This window comes from Acinetobacter guerrae, assembly GCF_009372255.1.
Taxonomy (GTDB): domain Bacteria; phylum Pseudomonadota; class Gammaproteobacteria; order Pseudomonadales; family Moraxellaceae; genus Acinetobacter; species Acinetobacter guerrae.
In genome coordinates this window covers 62,557-89,536 of the sequence record NZ_LXGN01000034.1, presented here as the reverse complement: position 1 = coordinate 89,536, position 26,980 = coordinate 62,557, and the positions used below count along the sequence as shown (strand labels likewise).

General features: G+C 37.6%; 27 protein-coding genes, 1 tRNA gene and 1 pseudogene. 10 read left to right on the top strand and 19 right to left on the bottom strand.

Going from position 1 to position 26,980, the window contains the following annotated elements; genetic code table 11:
• Positions 1–9: 9 nt before the first annotated feature.
• From A7A69_RS16825 to A7A69_RS09965, 4 genes and pseudogenes are all read left to right on the top strand, one after another.
• A pseudogene (locus tag A7A69_RS16825) lies at positions 10–138 on the top strand (BLUF domain-containing protein); the annotation flags it as partial.
• Positions 139–581: 443 nt separating this feature from the next.
• Complete coding sequence (locus A7A69_RS09975) at positions 582–788, top strand: hypothetical protein (protein ID WP_152877294.1); 207 nt, start codon at positions 582–584, stop codon at positions 786–788.
• A gap of 72 nt (positions 789–860) precedes the next feature.
• Positions 861–1,766, top strand: a complete 906-nt coding sequence (locus A7A69_RS09970; protein WP_171500805.1) for a DUF4882 family protein — start codon at positions 861–863, stop codon at positions 1,764–1,766.
• A 227-nt stretch (positions 1,767–1,993) separates the two neighbouring features.
• Positions 1,994–2,078, top strand: a tRNA-Leu gene (locus tag A7A69_RS09965).
• 558 nt (positions 2,079–2,636) lie between these two features.
• Here the strand turns inward: A7A69_RS09965 and A7A69_RS09960 are convergent.
• From A7A69_RS09960 to A7A69_RS09905, 12 genes are all read right to left on the bottom strand, one after another.
• Positions 2,637–2,840: a hypothetical protein gene (locus tag A7A69_RS09960; protein ID WP_120369011.1), complete on the bottom strand. Its 204-nt coding sequence runs from the start codon at positions 2,838–2,840 to the stop codon at positions 2,637–2,639.
• 384 nt (positions 2,841–3,224) lie between these two features.
• Complete coding sequence (gene gloB, locus A7A69_RS09955) at positions 3,225–3,956, bottom strand: hydroxyacylglutathione hydrolase (RefSeq protein WP_120369012.1); 732 nt, start codon at positions 3,954–3,956, stop codon at positions 3,225–3,227.
• Between the two features lie 223 nt (positions 3,957–4,179).
• The gene (locus tag A7A69_RS09950; RefSeq protein WP_152877290.1) at positions 4,180–4,875 is read right to left on the bottom strand and encodes a methionine ABC transporter permease; all 696 of its coding nucleotides are present in this window, start codon (positions 4,873–4,875) and stop codon (positions 4,180–4,182) included.
• Positions 4,872–5,897, bottom strand: a complete 1,026-nt coding sequence (locus A7A69_RS09945) for a methionine ABC transporter ATP-binding protein (protein WP_152877288.1) — start codon at positions 5,895–5,897, stop codon at positions 4,872–4,874. The genes A7A69_RS09950 and A7A69_RS09945 overlap by 4 nt, the downstream gene beginning before the upstream one ends.
• Positions 5,898–5,965: 68 nt before the next feature.
• A complete protein-coding gene (locus A7A69_RS09940) occupies positions 5,966–6,835 on the bottom strand; it encodes a MetQ/NlpA family ABC transporter substrate-binding protein (RefSeq protein WP_120369015.1) in 870 nt (289 codons plus the stop codon).
• 351 nt (positions 6,836–7,186) lie between these two features.
• On the bottom strand, positions 7,187–8,476 hold the full coding sequence (gene purD / locus A7A69_RS09935) for a phosphoribosylamine--glycine ligase (protein ID WP_152877692.1): 1,290 nt from the start codon (positions 8,474–8,476) through the stop codon (positions 7,187–7,189).
• A 132-nt stretch (positions 8,477–8,608) separates the two neighbouring features.
• Positions 8,609–10,183, bottom strand: coding sequence for a bifunctional phosphoribosylaminoimidazolecarboxamide formyltransferase/IMP cyclohydrolase (purH, locus tag A7A69_RS09930; RefSeq protein ID WP_152877286.1), 1,575 nt, complete (start codon positions 10,181–10,183; stop codon positions 8,609–8,611).
• 79 nt (positions 10,184–10,262) lie between these two features.
• Positions 10,263–10,532 (bottom strand): DNA-binding transcriptional regulator Fis, encoded by a 270-nt coding sequence (fis, locus tag A7A69_RS09925; RefSeq protein ID WP_001086304.1) that lies wholly within the window; start codon positions 10,530–10,532, stop codon positions 10,263–10,265.
• 373 nt (positions 10,533–10,905) lie between these two features.
• Positions 10,906–11,769, bottom strand: coding sequence for a DUF3426 domain-containing protein (locus A7A69_RS09920; RefSeq protein WP_120369018.1), 864 nt, complete (start codon positions 11,767–11,769; stop codon positions 10,906–10,908).
• A 24-nt stretch (positions 11,770–11,793) separates the two neighbouring features.
• Positions 11,794–12,690, bottom strand: a complete 897-nt coding sequence (gene prmA / locus A7A69_RS09915; protein WP_187349216.1) for a 50S ribosomal protein L11 methyltransferase — start codon at positions 12,688–12,690, stop codon at positions 11,794–11,796.
• Between the two features lie 120 nt (positions 12,691–12,810).
• On the bottom strand, positions 12,811–13,683 hold the full coding sequence (locus A7A69_RS09910) for a bile acid:sodium symporter family protein (protein WP_152877284.1): 873 nt from the start codon (positions 13,681–13,683) through the stop codon (positions 12,811–12,813).
• 170 nt (positions 13,684–13,853) lie between these two features.
• The gene (locus A7A69_RS09905; RefSeq protein ID WP_004997431.1) at positions 13,854–14,090 is read right to left on the bottom strand and encodes a hypothetical protein; all 237 of its coding nucleotides are present in this window, start codon (positions 14,088–14,090) and stop codon (positions 13,854–13,856) included.
• A gap of 234 nt (positions 14,091–14,324) precedes the next feature.
• Between A7A69_RS09905 and mnmG the strand changes: the two genes are divergently transcribed.
• Positions 14,325–16,205, top strand: a complete 1,881-nt coding sequence (mnmG, locus tag A7A69_RS09900) for a tRNA uridine-5-carboxymethylaminomethyl(34) synthesis enzyme MnmG (protein ID WP_152877281.1) — start codon at positions 14,325–14,327, stop codon at positions 16,203–16,205.
• Positions 16,206–16,595: 390 nt separating this feature from the next.
• On the opposite strand, the gene A7A69_RS16715 is transcribed toward mnmG, so the two are convergent.
• The gene (locus A7A69_RS16715) at positions 16,596–17,597 is read right to left on the bottom strand and encodes a helix-turn-helix transcriptional regulator (RefSeq protein ID WP_120369022.1); all 1,002 of its coding nucleotides are present in this window, start codon (positions 17,595–17,597) and stop codon (positions 16,596–16,598) included.
• A gap of 276 nt (positions 17,598–17,873) precedes the next feature.
• Here A7A69_RS16715 and A7A69_RS09890 point away from each other — a divergent pair, with 276 nt between their 5' ends.
• Genes A7A69_RS09890 through A7A69_RS09870 form a run of 5 tightly spaced genes read left to right on the top strand, consistent with a single transcriptional unit; the run spans position 17,874 to position 22,018 of the window.
• A complete protein-coding gene (locus A7A69_RS09890; RefSeq protein ID WP_421721590.1) occupies positions 17,874–19,379 on the top strand; it encodes a circularly permuted type 2 ATP-grasp protein in 1,506 nt (501 codons plus the stop codon).
• Positions 19,380–19,408: 29 nt separating this feature from the next.
• Positions 19,409–20,014: an alpha-E domain-containing protein gene (locus A7A69_RS09885; protein ID WP_152877277.1), complete on the top strand. Its 606-nt coding sequence runs from the start codon at positions 19,409–19,411 to the stop codon at positions 20,012–20,014.
• A complete protein-coding gene (locus A7A69_RS09880; protein ID WP_152877275.1) occupies positions 20,011–20,790 on the top strand; it encodes a transglutaminase family protein in 780 nt (259 codons plus the stop codon). The genes A7A69_RS09885 and A7A69_RS09880 overlap by 4 nt, the downstream gene beginning before the upstream one ends.
• A gap of 14 nt (positions 20,791–20,804) precedes the next feature.
• Positions 20,805–21,539: a proteasome-type protease gene (locus tag A7A69_RS09875; RefSeq protein ID WP_120369026.1), complete on the top strand. Its 735-nt coding sequence runs from the start codon at positions 20,805–20,807 to the stop codon at positions 21,537–21,539.
• Positions 21,540–21,592: 53 nt separating this feature from the next.
• A complete protein-coding gene (locus A7A69_RS09870) occupies positions 21,593–22,018 on the top strand; it encodes a BLUF domain-containing protein (RefSeq protein WP_120369027.1) in 426 nt (141 codons plus the stop codon).
• 17 nt (positions 22,019–22,035) lie between these two features.
• Here the strand turns inward: A7A69_RS09870 and alr are convergent, their stop codons facing one another.
• From alr to cyoE, 6 genes are all read right to left on the bottom strand, one after another.
• Positions 22,036–23,115, bottom strand: a complete 1,080-nt coding sequence (gene alr, locus A7A69_RS09865; protein WP_187349215.1) for an alanine racemase — start codon at positions 23,113–23,115, stop codon at positions 22,036–22,038.
• 59 nt (positions 23,116–23,174) lie between these two features.
• The gene (dnaB, locus tag A7A69_RS09860) at positions 23,175–24,620 is read right to left on the bottom strand and encodes a replicative DNA helicase (protein ID WP_120369029.1); all 1,446 of its coding nucleotides are present in this window, start codon (positions 24,618–24,620) and stop codon (positions 23,175–23,177) included.
• A 208-nt stretch (positions 24,621–24,828) separates the two neighbouring features.
• Positions 24,829–25,275, bottom strand: coding sequence for a 50S ribosomal protein L9 (gene rplI / locus A7A69_RS09855; protein WP_004988199.1), 447 nt, complete (start codon positions 25,273–25,275; stop codon positions 24,829–24,831).
• An 8-nt stretch (positions 25,276–25,283) separates the two neighbouring features.
• Entirely contained in the window at positions 25,284–25,511 is a 228-nt protein-coding gene (rpsR, locus tag A7A69_RS09850) for a 30S ribosomal protein S18 (protein ID WP_120369030.1), read from the bottom strand.
• Positions 25,512–25,522: 11 nt separating this feature from the next.
• Complete coding sequence (gene rpsF, locus A7A69_RS09845) at positions 25,523–25,912, bottom strand: 30S ribosomal protein S6 (RefSeq protein WP_004988194.1); 390 nt, start codon at positions 25,910–25,912, stop codon at positions 25,523–25,525.
• Positions 25,913–26,092: 180 nt separating this feature from the next.
• Entirely contained in the window at positions 26,093–26,971 is an 879-nt protein-coding gene (cyoE, locus tag A7A69_RS09840) for a heme o synthase (RefSeq protein ID WP_151980311.1), read from the bottom strand.
• Positions 26,972–26,980: the final 9 nt, after the last annotated feature.

Genomic DNA, 26,980 nt, shown 5'->3' with positions numbered 1-26,980 from the left:
GAGGCAAATATGAGCGATGCAAGAATGCTGTATGTCAGTAAGTTAAAAGAGTGTGATAATCCGATGAACGAATTATTCAATATTTTAACTGAAGCATTAAACTTTAACACCCCAAATTCTATTTGTGGTGCCCTTTATTTAATTAAAAGTGGAAAATTAGTTTTCCGCTTTTTTTATGCACACTGCTATCGTATTAATAGTTAGAAAATAAAAAACCACACCATGAAATTACAATGGTGTGGTCACACTTGATCAAACCAAATGAGTAAGAACTTGAAATCACTGGTTTGATTTAATTAATGTAGATTAAAACAAAACAAACATTGTGAAATATTGTAATTTGAAAATTAACTTTTTCGTAATATATAATTTTATTGAATAAATACAAATAATTAATTATATTTTTCATTCAAAAATAAATGGATATTATATGAAAAAGATACTTTTTTTTGGATTGATGTTGGGGTTGTCAGGATGTGGGGAAAACGATTCTTCTGATATTTCACCTCAAAATACACAAAGCAATGCTATAAGCCCGAGCAGTCAAAGCCAAGTGACGACGGCGTGATCTTTGTCAGCATATGCTGTGTCAGTGCCTTTTAGCGGATGGAGTTTATCTAATCCGATCAGCTCTTTATGATGGTGCAAAGGGTTTACTTACTTCATCAGCATTGATTACAGCGGATGAAGCAGAAGTTGCCAAGGTATTACGTGGTGGAGCAGCAGGAATAGCACTTTCAATAGCTGTAGATCGGTTGCTGTGGTCAGTTCAACTTGGTCTGTCTTAATTAAAACAAAGCTTTAAGGTTTATTTATTTAGTGATTGAATACATTTGCTTAAACATAAAAATGTAATTTAAGTGATCAATTTAACTTTTTTTATTACCATTCATCAGTTTTATCTGAATATTTACAATAATTTAAATATATTAAAAATTCAAATAATAAAGGAAAATCACATGAAAAGAATAGTAATGAGTTTAGTTGCATGCACTTTGGCAGGAAGTGGGTTTGCTGAGTGCACGTATAGTTTAAATGCTTCCCAAAACCAAGTAACTCAAATAGATAAAGATATTAAATTATTTCCTATTAATTCAGGTCAAAAAATTGGCTTTATACTTCAGTCAACACAGGATTTCGTAGCGAGAATGGCATTAAGTTCTACTTTCGCTAATACCAAAATTCAAGCTGCACAACATAGTCCAGAAATCGTAAGCCCACAAGGAGATGTAATTCTAGCTACGACTGGGGTTGTTGCTTTTGAACTTAAATTTAAAGTTCCTACAAATACTTTAAATGGAAATGAACGAGCTGGCTTTTTCCCGATTCAAACGATGGGAAGAATTGATGATCAAAGCGGGGCAGGGGTCTGGTTTACATACGCCAATAATTTGGATAATAGTTTTAATAAGCAAAATTATATTGGTATCCATGTAGCTTACATGACAAACGGAAGTGTCAATACGGCTGATTATCCATTTGATGTTCAATCAACACCAGATGGATTTCAAAGAGTCGGAGTTTATATAAATCAAGATCAAGGAAAAATAGGCTATATCTTTAACGGCTCTGATCAGGGATATTTCCCATATCCTTTTCCCAAACTAAATAATTATTCTTTTTTATTTGCAGGAGGGTACGCAAATATAGCTAATAACTCTGCTAATCTAGGAAAGGAGATTTCAGTTGAGTTGGTGACAGATCATTCCAAGCTTCAATTTACTTATCCATCAGGAACAAAAGACATTTGTGGTAATGCTTTGTAATTTTATTCAATATCATCCCTCTAATTTTGAGGGATGATAATTTTTTAAACATTCGCCACATTTTTTGCCACATTAGTCTAAAATACAGTCAAATCCAATAAAATTGGGATTGCATAACTATTTGATTACGACTAGAATTCGTTTCGTAGGATGATACAGCATTACTGGTAAACAGGTTCGAGTCCTTGATCCTCTGCCAGAATTTAGTTAAAAAAATCCCAAGTTTTGGGGGCGTGGCGAAATTGGTAGACGCACTGGATTTAGGTTCCAGCGCCGCAAGGTGTAAGAGTTCGAGTCTCTTCGCCCCCACCATATTTTAGAGAGTCGTTTTACTCTTGATTAAGAGCTTAATATTCATGAATATTAAGCTCTTTTTATTTGCAATAAATACTTAAAACTTGGAAGATAGAGAGATTGACTGGCTAATTTGAGTTGTAAAATCTGGTCTAAAGAAATTCTCTAAACAAATTAAAAGGCTTAAACATTTTGTTTAAGCCTTATTTGTCATTATTAAATTATCTGTTGTTTATACTATCGATACGCTAGTTGTCCAAATAGGTAGACCATGATCATGAGTGTGAAAATGGTCGAGGAAACTAGTATAACTTCTACAGTCTTCATAACCCCACCTTTTTATAATTGTTGAGTTTTTGTTATACAGTAAAAAAACATCGAATGCAATGAGAATTATTCTCAATATAATATATGTATAGCAAAATTTAAGCTTTAAGCTAAAAAAATTTCGATAATAATAAAAAATAGCACCAGTTATGATGCTATTTGGGATGAATTAATGTCATAAGATTCAGAAATTTTTCACTTCATTTATTATTAATTTTCTTTAATTTGAATGAAAAAACTGGAGCAAAGTTAAGCTTTTAAATGGTCTTCAAATTCTTCACCAAGCTGTATTGCTAGATTATTCCCTGCAAGATCACAGGTGACAAGACCGTACTCTTTTTTAAAACTAAACGTAAAACCTTTACCGTCTGCTAAATTTTTGACGGAATAACCAAGCTTTTCCAACCATATACGAAATGCAATTAAATTTTTAGCTTTGACCACTTTTTTCATTTGGATGTTCTCCATATCATCTTTACCTTTAGATTATTAATAAGGGTAAGTTCAAAATTTTTAAAGGGGGAAACTGTTTAATATTTTTTCAATTCATTAAATTGTCAGGAAATTGTTTAAATAAATGAGTATTTTTTAATCATTGTGTGGGTTTGGTAAATTTAATAAAAATGATAAATATTTTTCTTAAATTTAATTGATTGATTATTAAAGCTATATTTACAGAATAAAAAAATCAAATGAATAGTGTTTTAAATGTATCTAAACATGTCTTAAAAATAAATGTAAAAAAGTATTTCAATTTTATAAAGCATCACGATTCACAAGATGAGTTTGAATGAGCGATGCAAATATCAAATTGAAATATCTATATTTAAGGACAAATTAGAACTGATCTTTTAGCGTGCGGATTCTTGCAAATTCTTCTACGCTATCAGTACGTAAAAAAGGATTGGTTTCCAGCTCTAACTGAATACTACTTGGTAATGTAATTTCCCCGCGATCTCTAAGTTGTTGAACTTGTTCAGCACGTTCTTGTAAAGCAAGATTGTGCGGTTCAATCGTCAATGCAAATTTAGCATTAGCCAGTGTATATTCGTGAGTGCAATATACTTTGGTGCGAGGCGGTAATGCCGCTAAACGATTTAGGGAATGATACATTTGTTCAAATGTACCTTCAAAAACTCGACCACAACCTAGCGAAAATAATGTGTCTCCACAAAATAGACATTCAATTTGATCTATAAAATACACAATATGACCTAGTGTATGACCAGCAGTTGCAATAATTTCGATTTTGAGCTGATTAAATTTAAATTGATCTTCATGTTGTAAGGCATGAGTAATGAATGGAATTTTGCTCAACTCCTCACGAGGCCCATAAACAGGAATTTGATGTTTAGCAACTAATGAAGGGACACCACCAATGTGATCTTTGTGCCAGTGCGTAAGCCAAATTTGAGCTAACTTCAGTTGATGCTGTTCACAAAAGTCCTGTACCAGTTTCGATTCGGTTGGATCAATTGCCACAACTTCTTGCGTTTCTGTATCTTCAAGCATCCATATATAATTTTTTAAATCATTCTGGACATCAATAAAGTGAACTTGATAACGCATTTTCTTATCCTAAAATTAATAAAACCGTTTAAATCGCATAAATTGAGATGTAGCTGTTGGTATTTATCATATCAGATATTTTTAGCCAACTTTGTTTAAAATCAATGTCTAAGTTGTATGTCTTAATCGTTTTATCATTCTGATCTGCAAATATAAGATGAATTCTGTTTTAATAAAAAAATAGGAGCGTATATTCGCTCCTAGATGATAAATTATGAATTGATCAACGCAGTTTTGAAAGCCAATTACCCAATGACTGTACAATTTGGACTAATATCAATAATACAATGACCGTGAGTAGCATGACACTACTATCAAAACGCTGATAACCATAGGAATATGCTAGATCACCAATCCCGCCTGCACCGACTGCACCTGCCATTGCTGTTGCCCCAATCAGACTGATTGTTGCTGTGGTCATGTTTAGAATAAGTGAACTACGAGCTTCAGGTAAAATAAACTTAAATACAATTTGCCAAGGTGTTGCGCCCATCGCTTGTGCAGATTCGATAATGCCATCGTTTACTTCAAGAAGTGAAGTTTCAATTAAGCGCCCCATATAAGGACCGATAAAAATTGTAAGCGGGACAATTGCTGCCCATGTGCCAATTGATGATCCGACAATCCATTTGGTCAATGGAATCACAGCAATTGCTAAGATGAAAAATGGCAAAGAGCGTAGTGCGTTAATGATTGGATTTAAGCCATGATAAATCGCTTTATTTGGTAAAATTCCTTTGTCACGGGTTACAACTAGAGTTACACCTTGAATCAATCCCCAAATTCCGCCAAATAAAAATGACAACAGCACCATTTGTATAGTTTCTTGCATGGCATCGACAAATTGATCCATACCAAGTGGGCTTGTCCAGAATGGTTCTGTCAGAATGGTCAGCCAATGAGCAATTAGATCTTTCATTGTTCATTCTCCGCTTGGTTGATCAGCACATCATGCTTTTTCATATAGTCGACAGCTTTGGCAACAGTTTCTACATTTCCTAATATCTGTACAAACATTTGCCCAATAACGGTGCCGTTAATTTCGGTCATATTAGAAAATAAAATATTAAAATCGATATCAAATTCACGGATGACCGTTTGAATGACTGGCTGATGCGCAGATTTACCCAAAAACTGTAAACGATAAATCGTATCTATACCTTTATTTTGCAAGTTATCCAAAATTTTACGTGGTAATTGTTGCTGGAAAACAGTTTGAATAAAGGTTTTTGTGGTTGGGTGCTGCGGATGGCTAAAAATTTGAACAGTTGGGCCATGCTCAATGACTTTTCCTGCTTCCATTACTGCAACTTGATCACAGATTCGTTCAATCACATCCATTTCATGGGTGACAACTACGATAGTAATTCCTTGTTCTTCATTAATTTTTTTAAGTAAATCTAGCACCGATTTAGTCGTTTGAGGATCGAGTGCAGAAGTTGCTTCATCGCATAATAAGATTTGTGGATGATTAGCTAATGCCCGTGCAATACCAACACGTTGTTTCTGACCACCTGAAAGTTCATCAGGAAATGCATTTCGTTTATGTTTTAAGTCAATAAAATCCAATAGCTCTTCAAGACGCGTTTGACGTTTGGTTTTATCTACACCTAAAAGCAGCAGCGGCATTTCAATATTTTCTGCTACGGTTTTGGTTTGTAATAAATTGAAATGCTGAAAAATCATACCAATATGGGTGCGTTCTGTACGCAAATCTTTAGCACTCAAAGCGGTCATATCTTTTTGATTGACGATGACCTGACCTTCGCTTGGGCGTTCAAGTAAATTGATCAATCTTACGAGGGTACTTTTACCTGCACCACTATAGCCAATGATGCCAAAAATACTACCAGCGGGAATGGTCAGGTTAATTTGATCCAGTGCTGGAATGGTTTGCCCATTTTGAGTGTAGAACTTGGAGATATTCTTAAATTCAATCATATGATCTAGAGTGCTAAAAAAAGAAAAACAGGCAACACAGTGTGCCTGTTTGTGAAGAGGGTATTATATTACTGTTTTTCGCCAGTCAGGTAGCTGATTGGTTCATTTACATCAACTTTTGTGCCCTGAAATTTTTCCTGAATGAATTGTTTCACAGGTTCAGAGTGATAGAGGTCTTTTAATTTTAACAGTTCAGGGTCATTTTGACGATCTTCTGCTACAGCAAGAACATTCACATTCATTTTGGTTGACTGGTCTACAGGCTCATGAAAAATTGAATCTTTCAGCACATTTAAACCACCTTCCATTGCCAATACATTACCTAATACAATTGCATCCACTTCGCTTTTTACGCGAACAGAAGTTGCCATTGGAATTTCTTTAATCACGAGTTTCTTCGGATTTTCAATAATGTCAGCAGGAGAGCCTTTAGCGACATCAAACTCAGGTTTTAACTTAATCAAGCCCGCAGTTTGAAGCAATAATAAGGCACGAGCTTCATTGGCAGGATCGTTTGGAACGGCAATAGTTTCGCCATTTGTGAAGTCTTCAATCTTCTTGATTTTATCTGAATAAATTCCCATTGGTTCTAAATAAGTTGTTGCCAATGGAGCAATTTTAGATTTGTTTCCCGCATTAAATGCAACCAGATAAGCATAAGACTGGAAGGCATTGACATCAATTTCTTTATTTGCAACAGCAGTATTCATCGAAACATAGTCAGTAAAGTTTTTTACATCAAGTTCGATACCTGCTTGTTTGGTTTCTGGAAGTTGTGCGATAAAACGCCAGATATCTGTATCTGAACCACTAGAGGCAAGCGTAATTTTATGCAAAGCATTTGCAGGTGCAGAAGCTTTATTGTCTTCAGGTTGTTTTGAACAAGCTGCGAGAACAATGACTGCAATACTTAAAAAAACACTAAACAGTTTTTTCATTGCTTGAGTTCCTGGATTTAGTCAGGCTAAATCAATGTAAGAGTGAAAGCTAAGTAGAAAATAAGGAGCTGTTGATTTTAGCTATGCAACCATCTGTAAATTGTCAACAGACCCTACTATGCTTGAAATTTAAGCACAAAAATTGCTTTTAAATCAAAAAAAGTGAGTATAAAGATATCTTGTTATATGTCAAAAAGAAAAAGGGTAAATCATTAATAATTTCTGCTATGGTTATTAAGTTACAGTATAAAGTAACTTTATCACTTCAGATTTTTTAGCAATTTGATCAATTTTTGAAAAATAAAAAACCTCTATTTATTCTAAAAAAGAATAAATAGAGGTTTGAATTATTTAGTTATCTGCTTTTTCACGTGCGATAGCGCGATAACCAATATCACTACGATATTGCATACCTGCAAAAGTCACTTGACCACACACTTCTAAAGCATTCACTTGAGCTTCAAGGACACTGTCGCCTAAGGCTGTTACGCAAAGTACACGACCACCTGCGGTAACGACATGACCATCATCTTTCATGCTAGTCCCTGCATGGAAAATTTTAGTACCTTCAGGAGATTGACCTAAACCAGAAATAACATCGCCTTTACGTACAGTTTCAGGATAACCTTCAGCAGCAAGTACCACACCTATCGATTTACGTTCATCCCATTCGGCTTGAGCAGGGAGTTTACCTGCGATACCAGCTTCAACCAGATCAACCAAAGATGATTTTAAACGCATCATAATAGGTTGTGTTTCTGGATCGCCAAAACGGCAGTTAAATTCGATGACACGAGGTTGTCCCTGATCATCAATCATTAAACCCGCGTAAAGAAAACCTGTGTAGATGTGACCATCACGTGCCATACCTTCAACGGTTGGGCGCATAATTTCAGTCATCACACGATCAAATACATCTGAAGTGACGACTGGGGCAGGGGAATATGCTCCCATACCACCTGTATTAGGTCCCTGATCACCTTCAAAAATACGCTTATGATCTTGAGAGGTGGCCATTGGTAAAATGTTTTGACCATCAATCATGCAAATAAAAGAAGCTTCTTCGCCTGCAAGGAATTGCTCAATTACTACACGTGAACCAGCATCGCCAAATTTATTGCCAGCTAGCATATCATCAATCGCAGCAAATGCTTCGTCTTCAGTCATTGCGACAATGACACCTTTACCCGCAGCGAGACCATCTGCTTTGATGACGATTGGCGCACCATGTTTTTTGATATAGTCTTTGGCAGGTTCTACTTCTGTAAAGACTTCATAAAAGGCAGTTGGAATATTGTGCTTTTTAAGAAAATCTTTGGCAAAGGCTTTTGAACCTTCAAGTTGTGCTGCGTACTGAGTGGGTCCCCAAACTTTTAAGTCTGCCAAACGTGCTGCATCGACAATACCGTTGACCAAAGGCGCTTCTGGTCCAACAATAATCAGGTCAACATGGTTGTTTTTAGCAAAGTTGATAATTTCTGGATTGTTTAAAATGTCGATTTGAACATTTTCACATTTATTTTCGGTTGCTGTACCTGCATTACCTGGCGCAACAAAAACTTTAGTGACTTTAGCATCTTGCGCGATTTTCCAAGCAAGTGCATGTTCACGACCACCACTACCTAAAACAAGAATATTCATTGGGTTCATACTCCATGAATCCATAAACTGATCCAGACTTTTACACGATTCTTGATGTAGAAGACCCTCTTCAAAAGAAGAGGGCGATCAGCTTAAAGTCAAAAATTTCTTATACTTTAAAAATCAGTCAAATTAATGACGGAAATGACGCATACCTGTAAATACCATCGCAATGCCATGTTCATTGGCTGCTGCAATCACTTCTTCATCACGCATTGAACCACCCGGTTGAATGATACATTTAATGCCAGCTTTAGCTGCATTATCAATACCATCACGGAATGGAAAAAATGCATCAGAGGCCATAACTGCGCCTTCAACTACAAGTCCAGCATGTTCTGCTTTGATTGCTGCAATACGAGCAGAATTTACACGACTCATTTGCCCTGCACCAACGCCAATAGTTTGACGATTTTTAGCGTAAACAATTGCATTTGATTTCACATATTTCGCAACTTTCCATGCAAATATCAGATCATCAATTTCTTGTTCAGTTGGAGCACGTTCAGTGACTACTTTAAGGTCAGATGCTTTGATCATACCCAAATCTTGATCCTGAACCAATAAACCACCATTGACACGTTTATAGTCTAGTTGTGGAGTACGTTCATCAATTGCAGGAAGCTCACCACACACCATGACGCGAACATTCTTTTTTGCACCAGTAACATCAAGTACACCATTTGCAATGCTCGGTGCAATGATCACTTCAACAAACTGACGATCAACAATCGCTTGTGCAGTTTCAACATCTAGCTCACGGTTAAATGCAATAATGCCACCAAAAGCAGATTCGGTATCTGTCGCATATGCAAGATCATACGCCGCTTTAATACCATCTAATGACACTGCAACACCACAAGGGTTAGCATGTTTAACAATGACACAGGCAGGTTTTGCAAAAGATTTCACACATTCAAGTGCTGCATCGGTATCGGCAATGTTGTTATAAGACAACTCTTTGCCTTGTAGCTGTTTTGCAGTTGAAACGGAGGCTTCTTTAGCAGCAGGATCAACATAAAACGCCGCAGACTGATGTGGGTTTTCGCCATAACGTAAGTCTTGAGCTTTAACCAATTGAGTATTAAAAGTGCGCGGGAATAAATCTGCTTCGCCTTCAGCCTTACCTACACGTGCACCTAAATAAGAAGCAATCATGCCGTCGTATTGTGCAGTATGTTCAAAGGCTTTTACCGCAAGATCAAAACGGGTGTTATAAGATAGCGCGCCAGAATCTTTAAGCTCTGCAATCACAGTAGCATAGTCACTTGCATTCACCACAATACCGACTGATGCATGGTTTTTTGCTGCTGCGCGAACCATGGTTGGACCGCCAATATCAATATTTTCAATGGCATCTTCCAAAGAGCAATCTTGTTTAGCAACAGTTGCAGCAAATGGATAAAGATTGACAATGACCAGATCAATCGGATCGATATTGTGTTCCTGCATAACGGCTTCATCCAGACCACGACGAGCCAAAATTCCACCGTGAATTTTAGGATGTAAGGTCTTTACGCGACCATCCATCATTTCTGGGAAGCCTGTGTGTTCAGAAACTTCTACGACAGCAACATTATTGTCTTTAAGCAACTTGTATGTACCGCCAGTAGATAAAATTTCTACCCCTAAAGCTGCAAGATTTTGAGCAAATTCAACAATTCCTGTTTTATCAGAAACAGAAATTAAAGCACGTTTAATAGTCATGATTAAGTCAACGGTTTAAGTTTACAGATTAAAACAAATAGGCATAAAAAATGCCCACAGGACGTGAGCATTTTATCATTTATTCACTCATTAAGCCGTGAGCTTTTAACTTTTTGCGTAAAGTTCCACGGTTAAGTCCTAGAATCTCCGCAGCACGTGTTTGATTGCCACGGGTGTATTCTAAAACGACAGATAAAAGAGGTTTCTCCATTTCTGCTAGCACCATGTCATAAACTTGTGATGGTTGCTCACCTTGCAGTTGTGCAAAATAATGGCGAACTGCGCGATCCACGTGGATGCGAAGAGCAACATCAGATTGTGCAGTAAAAATAGGAGATTTGCTATTCATGCGAGTTAATCCGAAAATCATATACCGCTTGGGTAAAGCAGTATTTAAATGTGGTCTAAAATAATGAACCCCGTTTTAGATCCTAAAACAGAGGTTCTAAAACATGGAAACAACAGCTTGCCACAACTCTGTATATTGTGCGAAAAATAAGCGTAACAATAGTTTAATATTTGTTACAGCCCAGATTCAAAAACAAAAAAGCCACGCAATGCGCTATTACTCAATAAAGCACACATGACGACAGTAATTGTTGTGGATAAATCCGAAGATGTTGTAGGGTCAAGCTTTCGTGGCGCGTATAATACCATTGTCTAGGAAAAAGTGAGCAAATTAACTGCATTTTTTTTACTTTTTTTTATGTTTTTTTTAGTGATTAGGGGTGGACTATTTCCAAAGTATAATCATTGAAGCTTTTTCTGGACTGATTAATCGTAAACTCGAACTTATAAGGCAGATTTTTTGGGATACGCTGAATACTTTTTAAATTCTCGGGTAAATAGTCCTGTGGCTTCAAAATAATGCTGTTACTTTCATGTTTGTCTTTTAAAGTAAGCTTGAGCAAAGGAAGTTGAAGACTTTTATCATGATAATTGACCAAAACCCCTGAAAAACGGGTCTTATGGCGTTCAACTGCAACGACTTTAACTTTATTAATGGTCAATAGCGTATATTTTTCTTCAAGTTTCTTACAACTAAATACACTACATAAGTGGTTAAACATAGCGCCTAAAACAGGGCTGTTATGCATAATCCTTGGGTTAAACCATAAAATTTGAAAAACCAAAATACTAAACAAAGTGAAATTAATAAAGCTCCAGATAACGTAATATTGCAGACTATGTTTTTTACGATGCTTTGGATTGGCATCTAATCCAAGACTATCGCTTTCTGCAAGATTAAGTTGAGGAAAGCTACTGATTTCATCATTTTGGAAATAATTTAGATTATTGAGATAAGTGAGTAAGTCTATGTTTGAATTTTCAATTCTACGATTAAAAATATCCAATACATTATAACTGCTATATTGAAAAGAAGAGGCTGAAACAGAACTTTGCTGTAAAGGGGAGTATTGAAGCGGGCTGACAGAATTGTCTTCAGTCGCTACAAGATTAGTAAGCGCATTAAAATTCAAATTACATTTAGGGCAACAAACCATACCCCGCGCAACTGTCAATTGTGTCAGTGAGACTTTATATATTGTCAGACATTTAGGGCAGCGGGTTTGTTTTTCACTCATGGAGCTTTCATCTACTATTATTTGTTATTGGCGTTTCCCTGATATACGACACCAGTTTTCTTCGCGCTTCTCGATGTGTACTATATCAAAAAATTCAGAATAAACACCAGTAACATCAGCAACTTGCTCTTCGATTACACCTGCGAGTGCAAACTCTCCCTCAGATTTGAGTAAAGTTGCAAACTCTGGCGCAAGTGCCATAAGCGGGGCGGCTAAAATATTAGCCACTAAAACATCTGCTTTTTGTGATTTAAATTCACTATTGAACTCTTCAGGCAAACCGACAAATAAACGATCAAGTACATGATTGAGTTCGGCATTTTGTTTGGTTGCTAAAACTGCTTGTGGGTCAATGTCAGTCGCATAGACTTTTTTTGCACCAAGTAATAATGCCGCAACACCTAAGATACCCGAACCACAGCCATAATCGATTACAATTTTATCTTTAAGATCGGTTTGACCTAACCATTGTAGACATAGAAAAGTACTGGCATGATTGCCTGTACCAAACGCCAGACCTGGATCAAGTTTAATGTTAACCGCATTGCTGTCTGGAGCTTCTAACCATTCAGGTACGATCCAGAACTTTTCTGCGATTTGAATTGGTTCATAATAATCCATCCACGCACGTTCCCAGACTTGATCTTCAAGCTGTTCATGACGCATAGGCACATCGGGAAGTTGTTCTTTTAAGAATGCCTGAAGTATTTCAACATCGATAGGATCTTGTTCATCTTCCTGATAAATACCCGTCACAATGACTTTATTCCACAGTGGAGTTTCTCCTGGAAGTGGTTCAAGCAGTGCCTGATCTTCGGCATCATCCAGAGTTACACTTACTGCACCTAAGGACATAAGTAATGTTTCTGTAAAATCCACTTGCGCTTGATCAACAGTAATGTGTATTTGTAACCACTTCACGGGAATAAGACCTAAATTTTATTTGAAAAAAACTATTGTAGCGGATAAATGGATCACTCGAGTAATAATTTCAGCAAGTGATCGATTCAATTGACAAAAAAATTAATTATTTGATGTTGATCATGATTGATCTGTACTTCGGGAATCATAATGATTTAACAAGGTTCCAAAAATAGCAGCAAATACGTACATAAATATTGAATAAACTGCCGCAGGCATTGCAATAGTGGTGCTTGCAAGTATGGTGAGAGCAATGGTCATTGCCAGTGTACTATTGTGTATACCAATTTCAAAAGCACATGCGCGAGCCTGAGGGCGATTAATTCCAAATAAACGCGGAACAAAATAACCAATAAGTAAACTGACGATACAAAATAAAGAAGTTGCTAGTCCCACCTGCGTAATATATTGCAAAATATTATTTCGCTCTTTTGCTACAGCACCGATAATAATCAGAATAAGAAAAATGACAGCAAAAGTTCGCACTGGTTTATGCAACTTATCTGCAATATTCGGTGAAAAATAACGAATAAGCATGCCTAAACAGACAGGCACAATGATAATAATAAAAACTTGAATTACTTTTGAAAATTGAAGTCCAAGTTCTTGACCATCTTTGATGAAATGTTGAATCGCCAAATTGACAATAAAGGGTAAGGTAAATGCTGCAATCACAGAATTAATCGCTGTTAACGTAATATTGAGTGCAATATCGCCCTTATAAAGATAGCTAAATAAGTTTGCTGTAGGCCCGCCCGGTGACGCTGCCAGTAGCATCACGCCAACAGCCAAAAGAGGGGGAAGTGAAAATAATTTACAAATTGCAAATGCAATACCGACCAAAATTACAAGTTGACAAAATAAAGCCAGAAAAACGGCTTTAGGATGTTTCGCCACACGACTAAAGTCCTGCGGGCGTAACTCTAGCCCCAGACCTGCCATAATGATGGCAAGTGCTATGGGTAAAAAAATCGTAATTATTCCAGAATCCATATCTTATTTCCTTTTGTTGTTTTATATCCAGATGTCATAGAATTTAACTATAATTGAATATATTTCAATCGGATAAATTATATTTATAAGCAGAAGTATTATTTTTTCCATAAAAAAACACAGGCTTATAAGCCTGTGTTTTTACAGATTAAATTAAAACAGTTTTACAATTATGGAGCAGGCGCTTTAAATTGCAATTTACCATTTTCATTTGGCTGGCAAACACCATTGAAAGTAACGCCTTTATAGCCATAAGTTGCCCAGTCACCTTGCTTTTTCTTAGCACATGCTTTGATCTGTGCATTGGTTTCAGCCTTGCTCACAGTCGCTTCTTCAGCATTCGCTAGCGTCATACCACCAAGAAGTAAAGCAGATACAGCGATTGTTTTTAACATGATGTTTTTCATTTCAATACCTTTTTTAAAGTTGATTTTAGGTTTTTAACTATAAAGCACTGACACAGTCTTATTCTAAGAGTCGGTTTTTAAAAAGTTAATTCGTTTTATGCTGAAATAGTTATATAAAATGTCACATCTTGTATATTGGTGTAAATTTTGTGTCTTTATTTTTGTAAAAAAACCATATTGCTAGAGGGTTTTTTGATATAATCTTTCGTCCTTTTTTCTTGGTGTTTTTCAGCCATGCATTACCCTAAAATTTATGATGTTATTGTTATTGGTGGTGGTCACGCAGGTACGGAAGCGGCGCTTGCTGCTGCACGTATGGGGCGACAGACATTGCTTTTGACGCATAACATTGAAACGCTAGGGCAAATGAGCTGTAATCCAGCCATTGGCGGAATTGGTAAATCGCATCTGGTTCGTGAAATTGATGCTTTAGGCGGTGCAATGGCTTTAGCTGCCGATAAAGGTGGTATCCAGTTCCGTATACTAAATTCTCGTAAAGGTGCAGCTGTTCGTGCGACGCGTGCGCAAGCTGACCGTGTACGCTATAAGGCTGCAATTCGATATACGCTTGAAAATCAGCCAAATTTGGATATTTTTCAGCAAGCCGCTGACGATTTAGTGGTTGAGGGTGATACTGTTAAAGGTGTGATTACCCAAATGGGCGTACACTTTGAAACCAAAACAGTTGTATTGACCACGGGTACTTTTTTAGGTGGTGTCATTCATATTGGATTGGAAAAATCGAGTGGTGGTCGCGCAGGTGATCCTCCATCAATTGCATTGGCACATCGTTTACGCGAATTAAATTTACCTGTTGGTCGTTTAAAAACAGGTACTCCACCACGTATCGATGCGCGTTCAGTTGATTTTTCTGTAATGACTCCGCAACCGGGTGATTTTCCATCACCAGTGATGTCCTTTATGGGGGATGTTTCGATGCATCCAGAGCAAGTGAATTGCTACATCACACACACCAATGAAAAAACTCACGAGATTATTCGTGGAGGTCTTGATCGTTCTCCAATGTATACAGGTGTGATTGAGGGTGTAGGGCCGCGCTATTGTCCATCCATCGAAGATAAAATTCACCGTTTTGCTGATAAAGAATCTCATCAGGTGTTTTTAGAGCCAGAAGGTTTGGATACGCATGAACTTTATCCAAACGGCATTTCAACATCTTTACCGTTCGATGTGCAGTTTGAATTGGTGCGTTCGATTCGTGGTATGGAAAATGCGCATATTTTGCGTCCGGGTTATGCGATTGAATACGATTATTTCAACCCGCAGGCTTTAAAATTTACCCTTGAAACGAAAGCCATCAATAATTTGTATTTTGCTGGTCAGATCAATGGAACAACAGGATACGAAGAAGCGGGCGCACAAGGCTTGCTTGCAGGTCTGAACGCTGCGCGTCGTGCATGGGATCAAGAGCAGTGGACACCAAAACGTGACCAAGCCTATCTGGGCGTATTGGTTGACGATTTAATTACCTTGGGAACCAAAGAACCGTACCGAATGTTTACTTCTCGTGCAGAATATCGTTTGATGTTGCGTGAAGATAATGCAGATCAGCGTTTAACCCCTGCGGGTCGTGAGTTGGGCTTGGTTGATGATATCCGTTGGGCTGCTTACTGTGAAAAAATGGAAGCTGTAGAAACTGAAACGGCTCGTTTGGCGCATCTTTGGGCTGCACCAAACAATCCAATGGGCAAAAAGTTTGTGGAAATGACGGGTGCTGATTTAAGTAAGGAATCCAGTGCAATAGATTTACTTAAACGTCCAAATGTTAATTTCACTCAAATTGCTGAATTGACTGATTCTCAGGTTTCAGTGCAAGTCGGTGAGCAGATTGAGATAGCGGTTAAGTATCAAGGATATATTAATCGTCAACATGAAGATGTCGCTCAAATGAAGCGCTTGGAAGAAACCAAAATTCCAGCAGATTTTGATTATGATGTGGTTTCTGGTCTATCTCGTGAAATTACGCAAAAGTTAAAAACGGTACGCCCTGAAACATTAGCACAAGCCAATCGTATCCCAGGCGTGACTCCTGCGGCGGTACAATTAGTGATGATTACGATTCGTAAAAATAATCAAAGCAAGAAAATTGCATAATAGATGATGTAAACGCAATCAGAATATAAAAAAGCCCAGTCTCAACTGGGCTTTTTTATTTAAATTAAAATGATATATAAAATACTCTTAAGAATTTAAATACATTTGACGTGCTTATTTTATTATTTCTCAAGATCGAAGAATTTTTTTATAGTGATTTTACATTTAAAACTATAGAGGTGATCACCATGACCATGAAATCGATTCGTTATAATGGTTATGATTTAGCATGCTTATGTTGAGTCATTGTTCCCAAAAGGATTGGTATCCATTTTCTTTGGTGTCGGGGCTTGGGATAATGGATGCCAGTATTTTATCAACAATAAACATAATAACGTTTTGTTTAACGATAAATAAATAACAATCTTAGAGAGCTATATGCTCTCTTTTTTATTGAGTCTCAATTTCCTTAACTGCGTGATGAACTTCAATTGGTTCGATATGTAGAATTTTTTTACCAAAACTACGTAGCCACCACACCAGCTGAGATGTAAAGGGAATAGTTGCTTTTATTTCTACAATATTTTCATCAATAGACGTAATAGTTTGGTCTTTACTGAGCTGACTTTCATAAAAACTTTGCGCAGTATTTTCAGTCATGGTGAGTTTTAATTCGACGATTTCAGTCGGTTTGTTATAGTCAACACGAAAACCTAAAGCACCAGAGTCTATATATTGATCAATGTCGAAGTTTACAGGGTGTAAAGCGCGTGAATTTAGTACATTTGCTGATTTAAAACGGTGCAGAGCAAATGTTTGTACATCAGATTTATCATGTCGAGTACAAATCAGATAAATAATCGCACCTTTTTGTACCAGTGCAAGCGGATTTAAAATATAGCTTTTTTCTTCTGCATTGATACTTCTTGGTCGATAAATACATTCAATTTGTTTGTCTTGTAGTAATCCTTCATAAATGGCTTGCTGTGCATGTTTATCGACTAAAGGAGGAATTAATGGTTGACTGGCGGGCACAATACGCACGCGATTGATCCATTGACGCACATTGTTTTGAGTCGAGAGACTACGTCGTGCCAGATCGAACCACGGATTCATTTCTTCGATCAGACTATTCGGCAATAAATGCTTTAAGTGTTCTTCTACCATCATAAAGGTCACTGCTTGAGAGCTAGTCATATGTGGCAGACTTTGAATGGGAGCATCGGAGCGCCAGCGCCAGCCTTGTGGCACGGTTTTATTACTCTCGATCGGGAAGCGTTGTGCGATCTGGTTTAAGTCTCGTTGAATAGTCCGCAGGCTAATATCTACACCTTCACGTTCCAGCATTTCCTGTAATTCACGTGTACCCATCCATTTACCTGTCGATAAGCGCGATAAAATTTGCCATTGTCGATGCAGGCTATTGGAGGTTTCTTTTTCTTGTAAGGACATAGTCGATCGTTGAATTAGTCAATAATGTTTTGAATAGCAACACAATAAAAAAACTTGGCTGTTTTAGCAAGAATGTAACAGAAATATTGCATATATCCCGATACAACTTTCTACAAGAACACTGTTGAATAGAATAGCCGATTTTCCGATAAGTAAAGTAAGTATTTGCCATAAGTGGCACTGTATTTGCTTGTTAGGATAATGAGTCAACAAGAAAAAAGGCGGGTCAATATGTTAGAAGAAGATAAAGAGATGCATGCCGTAGGTGAGCAATATATGAAAGATAAAGTGAGCGGAGTATTAAGTAGCCAGTCTTTATTCATTGACCAGTTAAGTGTAAATACCAATTTATTTGAACAGCTAAAATCAAAATTTTTTAATGAAATGCTGGACGATGTGACATCCAGTGGTGAAGTTTCTAAAAAGATAGAGCAATGGCTGTCGGTTCATAGTCTGGATCAATTGAAACAACTGAATATCGAAGCAAAACAACATTTTTTATATGAAGGAATTACTTTTACGGTTTACGGCGAAGAAGAAGGTACGCAAAGAACAATTCCTTACGATCTCATTCCACGAGTGATTGAGAAAAAGCAATGGGAGAAAATATCCAAAGGCTGTGAACAGCGTGTTAAGGCACTCAATTTATTTCTTGATGATATTTACCATGATCAACACATTTTGAAAGAGCAAATTGTGCCTCAAATGCAGATTATGACTCATGAAGCTTTTCAGCCACACATGTTGAATCACGACTTAAAAGGAAAAATTTATTCGCAAATTAGTGGAATCGATATTATTCGTGATGGAAAAGGTGTTTTTTTTGTTCTGGAAGATAATTTAAGAACACCTTCTGGGGTTTCTTATATGATCGAAAGCCGAAAAATTAGTAAAAAACTGATGCCTGAGTTATGCGCGGCGAACCCGTTACAAGAAATCGAACAATATCCAACATTACTCCGTGCGATTTTGGAGGAAAATGCATATGTTGATCAGCCTTTTATTGTGGTGTTAACCCCTGGACGCTTCAACAGTGCCTATTATGAACATGCTTTCTTAGCACGTGAAATGGGTGTGCCACTGGTTAGTAGTCGTGATCTTTTTGTAGAAAATGATCGTGTTTATGTTAAAACCATTCGAGGTCGCCAACGAGTCGATGTTATTTATCGTCGCGTTGATGATGCATTTCTCGATCCACTTACTTTTCGACCCGATAGTACGTTGGGTGTAGCAGGTCTAATGTCTGCTTATTTGCAGCACAATGTTGTGATTGCAAATGCACCTGGTACAGGTGTTGCTGATGATAAATCAGTTTATCCTTATGTCGATGATATGATTAATTTTTATCTGAATGAAACACCCATTCTTAAAAATGTACCGACTTATCAATGTCGTCGTGATGATGAACTGGATTATGTCGTTCAAAATCTGGAACAACTTGTGGTCAAAGAGGCTCAAGGCTCTGGTGGGTATGGAATGTTGATTGGGCCGCAAGCAACTACAAGCGAAATTGCGGAATTCAGAAAAAAAGTTCTGGAACATCCACATCTGTATATTGCACAGCCTACACTTGAACTCTCTGTTGCTCCAACCCTGACACAGGATGGCATCGCAGAGCGTCATATTGATTTACGTCCTTTTGTGTTGTCATCGCCGTATCGGACTGAAATTGTGCCAGGCGGTTTGACTCGTGTCGCTATGAAAGCAGGTTCGCTTGTTGTGAATTCATCACAAGGTGGAGGAATTAAAGACACTTGGGTTGTTGAAGCACTACATTCTTGATCAATGTTCATTTAAACAAGGAAGAAACTATGATTTTACTGAGTTCAAATGCACAACATATTTATTGGTTAGGCCGCTATCTAATGCGCATTAACTTTTTTTGCAGCCGAATCCCTTTTACACAGGATCAGGCTGCAATTGAATTTTGTCATGCTTTTTGCTTGCCTGCCTATGATGCAGCATCGCTCAATGAATTAGCGTTAGACACTGAACAGCCTTATTCATTAATGAAACAATTTAGCCATGCAAGTGACAATATTCATGAGCTACGCGCGGTTTTGCCTGCAAAAGCTTATGCTGAACTTAATGCACTTATTCGCAATGCGGGTGAGCAATCAGGTTATATTTGTAATGTAGTACAAGAATGCAATGAGATTTTGGAAGCCGAAACCGATACAGATATTTTACTGTTTTTTGGTTTAGGTCAAAAGATCGAGCAGTTAGACGCTACTTTACGTTTTAAACAAAATCCTGAAAGTTTGCTTGATGAACTTGATAAAACAGTTTTAGCTTTGAAAAATTATGGGTGGTTAGCGCTTGAAACAGCATGGCTTGATTTAAAGCATCAACCTGATTTGATGTCTTTTTACCATTTCCATGACCAACTTCAGCTCATGTTTGAGGCCCCTGTATGAAACTCATGGTGAATCATCAAACGCATTATAGCTATAGTGAAAATGCCTGTAACAGTATTCAATATATTAAGATGATTCCTCAAAGTTCGCACCACCAATATGTTCATTACTGGGACATTAGTGTCCCAGGTGAGCGAGTGCTTAAAAAGGATGCTTTTAACAATTTATGGATTACTTCTTCACAGCGTTTTGATTATCAGCACTTAACAATCATGGCACAAGGAATCGTTGAATTACATCATGGTGGAAATGATAGCTATCAAGCAAATCTACCCTTATCGCTTTTTTTGCAGCCGACCTATGCGACTTTATGGGATGCTCATATGCTCGAATTTGCAAACCAGTTTGTAAAGAGGCGTTCCTTGAAGGAATTGATTGTTTTAGCTGAACAGATTTTATTAAGGGTTGCATATTGTCCAGATGCAACGACTGTCCAGTCGACAGCAAAAGAAGCATTTTATGCAGGTCTAGGCGTTTGTCAGGATCATGCACATTTGATGATTGCCATGTGTAGGGCTTTAAACTTGCCTGCACGATATGTTTCTGGTTATTTGTACGATAAAAACGCACCTCATCTGGCAAGTCATGCTTGGGCTGAAGTATTTCTGGATAAACAATGGTATTGTTTCGATGTGAGTAATCAATTGTTTGAGCCTTCTTCACATATTTACGTTGCAATTGGTCGTGATTATTTTGATGTCGCTCCAGTGCGTGGGATTCGTGAAAAAGGTGGTGTAGAAAAAATGCGATCAACAGTGCAGGTGCTAGCTTGTTGAATGGAATGAAAACGATGACTTATTGTTGTGCCTTACGGTTAAAAGATGGTTTGGTCTTTATTAGCGATACGCGTACCAATGCAGGTGTAGATCAGATTTCGGTATTTCGGAAGCTTTATACTTTTGGCAAGTTAAAGGATCGGTTTATTGCGATTCAGACTGCTGGAAATCTGGCGACGACACAGGCTGTGATTGGTCATTTGAGAAATCAGCTTGAGCTACAAGAGCAACCTAATTTATATACCGTAAATACGATGTTTGAAGTTGCTCAATTAGTCGGGCGTACGCTACGCAAAGTGATCGAAGATGTTACAGAAGATACGCTTGAGCAAAGTAATTACTACTGTAGCTTGACTGTAGGCGGGCAAATTGGAGAAAGCGAGCACCAACTTTATAATATTTATCCGCAAGGTAATTTTATTTGCGCGACCAAAGATACGCCATTTTTCCAGATTGGAGAAAGTAAGTATGGCAAACCAATTCTGGATCGTGCTTTGACCTATGACATGCCTCTAGATGAAGCATTACGCTGTAGTTTACTTTCATTTGACTCCACTTTACGTTCGAATGTTTCGGTCGGTTTACCCTTAGATGTGTTGGTTTATCATATCGATAGTCTTGAAATGCCGAAAGGAAAGCGTGTTACGCAGGATGATGAGTATTTTCAGAAAATTAGTAAACAATGGTCAGAAATTCTACGCGCAGGCTTGCACGAAATTCCAAAACCTTCAGATGATTATTTGGAATAATAGAATAGGGCAGGCATAATGAACATTCTATCCCCTGAAGAAAAATAATTACTATGAGCTACCAGATTTGTTATGCAAGCCAAACTACTTCGACACCAGAACAGTTGATGGTTGATTTGAGAGAAATTTTGACGACAGCGATGCATTTTAATTATGTTCACAAAATTCAAGGAGTCTTGTATTTTGCCGATAATTATTTTTTTCAGTGTTTAGAAGGTGAAAAGGAGCAAGTTCTAAAACTTTTAGATTCGATTAAGAGTGATCCACGTCATTCGCACTTTCATATTTTGGATGAGAAATTTTCCGAGCAGGTAAATTTTCAAAACTGGTCAATGAAATATGTGAGTAAGCGTAGTGAAATTAAAAGTTTTTTTGCTGAAATTGGCAGTGAAACTTTTAATCCTTTTTTGCTTAAAGCCGATTTATTGGAAAAACTTCTCGATATTTTAAAAGATGCAGAAGCAGAAACCCATGCATAAGCATGGGTTGATCTGACTTATACTTCAATTTTTCGTCGAATCGGTCGATTACTTAAACGACAAAGCAACTCATATCCAATTGTACCATTGGCTTCAGCGACATCATCTACCAAACGGTATTGTCCCCAAAGCTCTATTTCACTATCTAACGCTGCATTTAAACCTGTCACATCAATGGCAATCATGTCCATACTGACACGCCCAATTACACGCCTAAGTTCACCATTAAATGCAACATAATTTTGTTTGATGTACGCACGCGGATAGCCGTCGCCGTAGCCAATCGAAACAATCGCAATATCCATCGCTTCTTCGGCAGTAAATAATGACCCATAACCAACAGAATCACCCGCTTGAATATGGTTAAGCGCAATAATACGGGCAGTAAAAGTCATGACTGGCTTTAAATTTAAATCAGCAACGCTTTTGTTTGCAAATGGAGTTGCACCATAAAGCATAATACCTGGGCGTACATAATCAAAATGTAGTTCTGGCCAGTTAAATATTGCTGCTGAATTACAACATGAGGCTTCAATGGGGGCGCAAACTTGTTTAATGTGCAAAAATTGTTGGATTTGTTGTTGGTTCATCGGATGATCTGGCACATCTGCATTTGCAAAGTGCATTGCCAATACACAATGAAATCCTTCATTTTTTAAATGCATAATGACATCAATAATTTCATCAATTTTAAAACCTAAACGGTTCATTCCACTGTTAAGTTTTATCCAGACTTTTAAACCGTGTTGAATATATTGATCTTTATATTTTAATAACCAGTCGATTTGTTGCTGATGGTGTACTACGCATTCAAGTTGATGCTCTAAAACAGCAAGCATTTCATTGGCATTAAAAATACCTTCAATGAGGGTAATCGGATGCTTTGAACCTTGAGCGCGAAGCTCAAGTGCTTCTTCTAGAGTCGCAACTCCAAAAGCATCGGTGTTATTTAAGGCTGCTAAACAGTCTTTGACTCCATGTCCATAGGCATTGGCTTTGACCATACTCACAATCTTTGAGTTTGGTGCAAGTTGTTTGACACGGTTTAAATTATATTGAAGCGCAGTGCTATCAATATAAACTGTTGCTTGGCGCACCCTGATTTCTCCTTTGGGACGGCATGGAAAAATTTTAAAATAGATAAATAATTAAGAAATTATTCCTCATCATCATATTGACTATAATATTCAGGTGAGAGGTTGCTAAAGCGGGTGTATTGACCTTCAAATGCCAAACGCACTGTACCAATTGGGCCGTTACGCTGTTTACCAATAATAATTTCAGCAGTACCTGCTTCTTTAGATTCTTTGTTATAGACTTCATCACGATAAATGAACATGATTAAGTCGGCATCTTGTTCGATTGCACCAGACTCACGTAAGTCAGACATTACAGGGCGCTTGTTAGGACGATTTTCCAGACTACGGTTTAACTGAGACAGTGCTATAACAGGGCAGTTCATCTCTTTCGCCAGTGCTTTTAAGCTTCGTGAAATTTCTGAAATCTCACCTACACGGTTATCTCCCATGCCTGGGACTTTCATTAACTGTAAATAATCGACCATGATGCAGCCAATTTTGCCATCATGCATTTTGGCAATACGACGTGCGCGGGAACGTAGTTCTGTAGGGGGTAATGCTGAGGAGTCATCAATATACAGATGCATTTCTTGAAGCTGAAGTATGGTACTGGTCACCATTGACCATTCATCGCCATCGAGTTTACCAGAACGTAAATGTCCTTGATGAATTTTACCCATCGCTGAAATCAAACGCATAGCAATCGAATCTGCGGGCATTTCCATCGAAAAAACCAAAGCAGGCAGACGATTGTATTGTAAAACGCTTTGAACCAAATTCATTGCAAATGTGGTTTTTCCCATAGAAGGGCGCGCTGCAACAATAATTAAATCACCATTCTGTAAACCATAGGTTTTATTATCTAGTTCCAAAAACCCAGTGGTTAAACCTGTGATATTACCATCAAGTTTGGACAGCTCATCGAGTTTGCTAATCACATCGGCGGTTACCGAATTAATTGATTTTGGGCCTGCATCTTTTTTATTGTTATTGTGCTGTTCTGCGAGTGAGAAAATATTAGTTTCAGCAAGATCTAAAATTTCGCTGACTGGACGACCTTTAGTGTCATAAGCATTTTGTAAAATATCAGTGCTGACTTTGATCATGCTACGCAGCGTGGCAAATTCTTTAATTTTACCTGCATAAGTTTCCAGATTATAAAAACTTGATGGAGAATCTGCCATAAGCTGCATTAAGTATTCTTCGCCACCAATTGCATCGAGCAAGTTTTGTTTAACCAGCCAGTCATTGACCAAAACGGCATCGTAAGGTGAGTTTTCCTGAGCTAGTTTTTCAATCGCTCGAAAAATATATTTATGGCGTGTTGCGTAAAAATCACTTTCTTTAAGCAAATCGCCAACTTGTTCGAAAGATTCTGCAACTGTCATTAAAGCTGCAAGTACAGCTTGTTCAATTGCCAAGTTGTGAGGGGGCGTGCGAAATTCCTTCAGTTGATTGCTTTCATTGGTTTTTTTATCAGCATTAAACGTGTTTGCAGGAATTGTGGCATTAGCCTGAGACATAGATAACCTTGATTTTAAATAAATAATGGATAAAAATCACAAATTGAGTGCGTACTTACTTACTTTGCTAAGCAACTATCTTAGTCCAAATGTCGATAAGTATCTAACAGATTTCGCAGATAAGTCGTAAAGAATTATAGAGAAGTAAAAGTAAAATTTTTAGCAAAAAAAAGAGCATGCAAAGGCATGCTCTTTTTCTTTACAAAAATTACTCAGATACGATAGTAACGAGAACTTCTGCAACAACATCATGATGCAATTGGATTGCGATGTTGAATTCACCAGTGTGACGAAGCGCACCATTTGGTAAACGAACTTCTGCACGGTCTACAGTAAGACCAGCATTCGTTAATGCGTCAGCGATGTCACGAGTACCGATAGAACCGAAAAGTTTACCTTCATCACCAGCTTTTGCAGTGATCACGATATTAACTTCGTTCAATTGGTCAGCACGTGATTGAGCAGCAGCTAATACTTCAGCTTCTTGTTTCTCAAGTTCAGCGCGACGAGCTTCAAAAGCAGCAGTGTTAGCTTCAGTAGCGGCAACAGCTTTACCCTGAGGGATCAAGTAGTTACGACCAAAACCAGCTTTAACTGATACTTTATCACCAAGTTTACCTAGGTTCTTAATGCGTTGTAATAAGATAACGTCCACAGCTCACCTCACTTATGGTTGTCAGTGTACGGAATCAAAGCCAAGTAACGAGCTTGTTTAATCGCAAGCGCTAATTGACGTTGATAACGAGCTTTAGTACCAGTGATACGGCTAGGAACAATCTTGCCGTTTTCAGTGATGTACTGTTTTAAAGTGTCGATATCTTTGTAGTCGATGTACACAACTTTCTCAGCTGTAAAGCGGCAGAACTTGCGACGACGGTAAAAACGTGCCATTGATGTTCTCCTTAAGCTTCTTCAGCAGATTCGTGTGATTGCTGTGCTTCTTCACGTTGAGCTTTACGCGCACGTTTTTCTTCAGCACTTTTAGCAAGTAACGATTCTTCAGTAATTGCATGTTCACGACGGATGATGATGTTACGAATGATCGCGTCGTTATAACGGAATAATTCTTCTAATTCATCAAGAGTCGTTTGACCACATTCAACATTCATAAGAATGTAGTGTGCTTTGTGAATTTTGTTAATTGGGTAAGCCAATTGACGACGGCCCCAATCTTCTAAACGGTGAATTTGACCATCAGCTTCTTTGATCTGAGAGATATAGCGTTCAACCATACCTACTACTTGATCGCTTTGGTCTGGATGTACCAAAAGTACGATTTCGTAATGACGCATTGTCAGCTCCTTACGGTTTAGACAGCCCCTAATATAAAATTAGAAGCAAGGAGTCATAACAAGAATGAATCATTCAAGTTATGCCGCATAAATTGCGAAGGCTGAATTATAGTGAAAAGTGCAAACAAAAACAAATAGTTTTCAGTGCAAATAAAGCTAAAACGAAAATATTCCTCTCTACTAGAAGAGAGGAAGATGGGGAGCAGGTGATTGGTAAGTAAAGCTAAAACTTAAACTCAGTAGCGTAATTAAAATTACTGAATACAGGAAAAAGCGCTTTGCCCAAATCTGGTCATTTTCAGCTTTAAAACCAATAATGGATAAATATAGCCAATATGCTGTTAACGCATTGAAAGTGATTAGAAAAAAGACATTGGTATAACCAAAACAGTAAAGCCCATTTAGAACTGCCGCAAAAAGTATAATGTAAATGACACATTCAACTTTGGTTCTAAAAATAGAGCGTGCTACTGGCAAAATTGGGATACCTGCATTTTTATAATCATCAAAGCGGTAAATTGCAATTGCCCAAGAGTGGGGCATTTGCCAAAGACCATAGGCTAAGAAAATCAGTAATGCAGCAATATCAAATTCATTGGATACAGCAACATAACCAATAACAGGTGGGCTTGCTCCAGATATACTACCAATCACGGTTTGATGAATTGTGGTACGTTTAGACCAAAGGCTATAAAAGCCAACATAGACAACAAAACCAATAACAGCAAATAAGAATGAATAAGCATTCACCCCAAACCATAAAATGCTAAAACCAATCACTCCAAGTACACTGGCATATACAAGTGCAACGGATGGTGAAATCGTTTTTGTAACTAAAGCACGATTCTGAGTTCGCTGCATTTTTTGGTCAATGTCTTGGTCAATAATATTATTGACGACACAACCTGAGGCCACAACGAGCGTTGTACCTAAGAGGGTGAGGATGAGTAAGAGGAAATCTACATGTCCTTGGGCGGCTAAGAAAAAGCCGCCCAAGGTGGTAATGAAATTACCAAAGAGAATTCCTGGTTTGGTCAGGAATAAATATTTTTTCAACATGACAAACAG

Coding starts and splice junctions, on each gene's coding strand:
- A7A69_RS09975 (WP_152877294.1), top strand. CDS start 582: ATGCTGTGTCAGTGCCTTTTAGCGGATGGAGTTTATCTAATCCGATCA.
- A7A69_RS09960 (WP_120369011.1), bottom strand. CDS start 2,840: ATGAAAAAAGTGGTCAAAGCTAAAAATTTAATTGCATTTCGTATATGG.
- gloB (WP_120369012.1), bottom strand. CDS start 3,956: ATGCGTTATCAAGTTCACTTTATTGATGTCCAGAATGATTTAAAAAAT.
- A7A69_RS09950 (WP_152877290.1), bottom strand. CDS start 4,875: ATGAAAGATCTAATTGCTCATTGGCTGACCATTCTGACAGAACCATTC.
- A7A69_RS09945 (WP_152877288.1), bottom strand. CDS start 5,897: ATGATTGAATTTAAGAATATCTCCAAGTTCTACACTCAAAATGGGCAA.
- A7A69_RS09940 (WP_120369015.1), bottom strand. CDS start 6,835: ATGAAAAAACTGTTTAGTGTTTTTTTAAGTATTGCAGTCATTGTTCTC.
- purD (WP_152877692.1), bottom strand. CDS start 8,476: ATGAATATTCTTGTTTTAGGTAGTGGTGGTCGTGAACATGCACTTGCT.
- purH (WP_152877286.1), bottom strand. CDS start 10,183: ATGACTATTAAACGTGCTTTAATTTCTGTTTCTGATAAAACAGGAATT.
- fis (WP_001086304.1), bottom strand. CDS start 10,532: ATGAATAGCAAATCTCCTATTTTTACTGCACAATCTGATGTTGCTCTT.
- A7A69_RS09920 (WP_120369018.1), bottom strand. CDS start 11,769: ATGAGTGAAAAACAAACCCGCTGCCCTAAATGTCTGACAATATATAAA.
- A7A69_RS09910 (WP_152877284.1), bottom strand. CDS start 13,683: ATGGATTCTGGAATAATTACGATTTTTTTACCCATAGCACTTGCCATC.
- A7A69_RS09905 (WP_004997431.1), bottom strand. CDS start 14,090: ATGAAAAACATCATGTTAAAAACAATCGCTGTATCTGCTTTACTTCTT.
- mnmG (WP_152877281.1), top strand. CDS start 14,325: ATGCATTACCCTAAAATTTATGATGTTATTGTTATTGGTGGTGGTCAC.
- A7A69_RS16715 (WP_120369022.1), bottom strand. CDS start 17,597: ATGTCCTTACAAGAAAAAGAAACCTCCAATAGCCTGCATCGACAATGG.
- A7A69_RS09890 (WP_421721590.1), top strand. CDS start 17,874: ATGAAAGATAAAGTGAGCGGAGTATTAAGTAGCCAGTCTTTATTCATT.
- A7A69_RS09885 (WP_152877277.1), top strand. CDS start 19,409: ATGATTTTACTGAGTTCAAATGCACAACATATTTATTGGTTAGGCCGC.
- A7A69_RS09880 (WP_152877275.1), top strand. CDS start 20,011: ATGAAACTCATGGTGAATCATCAAACGCATTATAGCTATAGTGAAAAT.
- A7A69_RS09875 (WP_120369026.1), top strand. CDS start 20,805: ATGACTTATTGTTGTGCCTTACGGTTAAAAGATGGTTTGGTCTTTATT.
- A7A69_RS09870 (WP_120369027.1), top strand. CDS start 21,593: ATGAGCTACCAGATTTGTTATGCAAGCCAAACTACTTCGACACCAGAA.
- dnaB (WP_120369029.1), bottom strand. CDS start 24,620: ATGTCTCAGGCTAATGCCACAATTCCTGCAAACACGTTTAATGCTGAT.
- rpsR (WP_120369030.1), bottom strand. CDS start 25,511: ATGGCACGTTTTTACCGTCGTCGCAAGTTCTGCCGCTTTACAGCTGAG.
- rpsF (WP_004988194.1), bottom strand. CDS start 25,912: ATGCGTCATTACGAAATCGTACTTTTGGTACATCCAGACCAAAGCGAT.
- cyoE (WP_151980311.1), bottom strand. CDS start 26,971: ATGTTGAAAAAATATTTATTCCTGACCAAACCAGGAATTCTCTTTGGT.